The 1,065-nt window shown below is 77.6% G+C and carries 2 pseudogenes; both read left to right on the top strand.

Features of this window, described 5'->3' with window-relative positions:
* A pseudogene (locus AWZ10_RS02310) lies at positions 1–564 on the top strand (SAM-dependent methyltransferase); the annotation flags it as partial.
* A pseudogene (locus tag AWZ10_RS02305) lies at positions 561–1,065 on the top strand (hypothetical protein); the annotation flags it as partial. The pseudogenes AWZ10_RS02310 and AWZ10_RS02305, both read left to right, overlap by 4 nt.

Genomic DNA, 1,065 nt, shown 5'->3' with positions numbered 1-1,065 from the left:
GCCGACGGCAGCCCCGTCACGGTCACCACGCGCCGCGGCGACATCGGGCGGCTGACGGCGGACGACCTGGACGGCGCCTCGCTGGTCACCGCGTCCGCACTGCTCGACGTCCTCACCCGCGAGGAGATCGAGGCGCTCGCCGCGGCCTGCGCGGGCGCCGGGGTCCCCGCCCTGCTGACCCTGTCGGTCGTGGGCCGCGTGGACGTCGTCCCCGCCCACCCCATGGACACCGAGATCGCCGAGGCGTTCAACGCCCACCAGCGCGCGAGCGACCTGCTCGGTCCGGACGCGATCACCACGGCCTGCGAGGCCTTCGCCCAGCAGGGCGCCACGGTCCGGGTCCACCCGAGCCCCTGGCAGCTCGACCCGCGGCACACCGCCCTCACCGAGGAGTGGCTGCGCGGCTGGGTCGGCGCCGCCTGCGAACAGCGCCCCGAACTCACCGAGCGCGCCGACGCCTACCTCCGCGACCGCCTCCGGGACAACGCGGCCGGCGAACTCCGCGTCGTCGTCCACCACAGCGACCTCCTGGCCCTGCCCCGGCCGACGGGCGGAGTCTCATGACAGCGCCGGTGGAGGAGACGGTCGAGGCCCACCCGCCGGCGACGGAGGACCGTATACGCCTGCGCCCGCGCGGAGTCCGGGCCCGCGTGAGGGCGAGCACGTCCGGGGCGCCGGCGAGGATGCGCGCGCTCGCGCCCGGCACGGGCGTGCCCGAACTGCCGGTCACCGCGGCGGTACCGGGCACGGACCTGCGCGGGGCGGCCCCGGACGACGGTTTTGAAAGGGGCTCGGCGGCGATGTCCGCGGCCCCGGCGGACGGCCGTACCGCGTCCGAGGCGGCCGCCTCGGACGCGGGCGCCGACTCATCCACACCCGTCCTCGGTGCGGCCTCGGTGTCGGTCACTGCCTCGGAGGCCGCTGCCGACTCGGCCACGCCGACCGGCCCCACGGCCTCGACGGGGGGCGTCTCGGGCGGAAGTTGCGTCGAGCCGGTGTCCGTGGCGGGGCCGCGGACGGTCGTGGCGCACGGAGCGACGGAGCCGGCCGGTGGCCGGAGCCGGG

It is taken from the genome of Streptomyces europaeiscabiei (assembly GCF_001550375.1).
GTDB lineage: Bacteria > Actinomycetota > Actinomycetes > Streptomycetales > Streptomycetaceae > Streptomyces > Streptomyces europaeiscabiei.
This window is presented reverse-complemented; position numbering and strand designations above follow the sequence as displayed.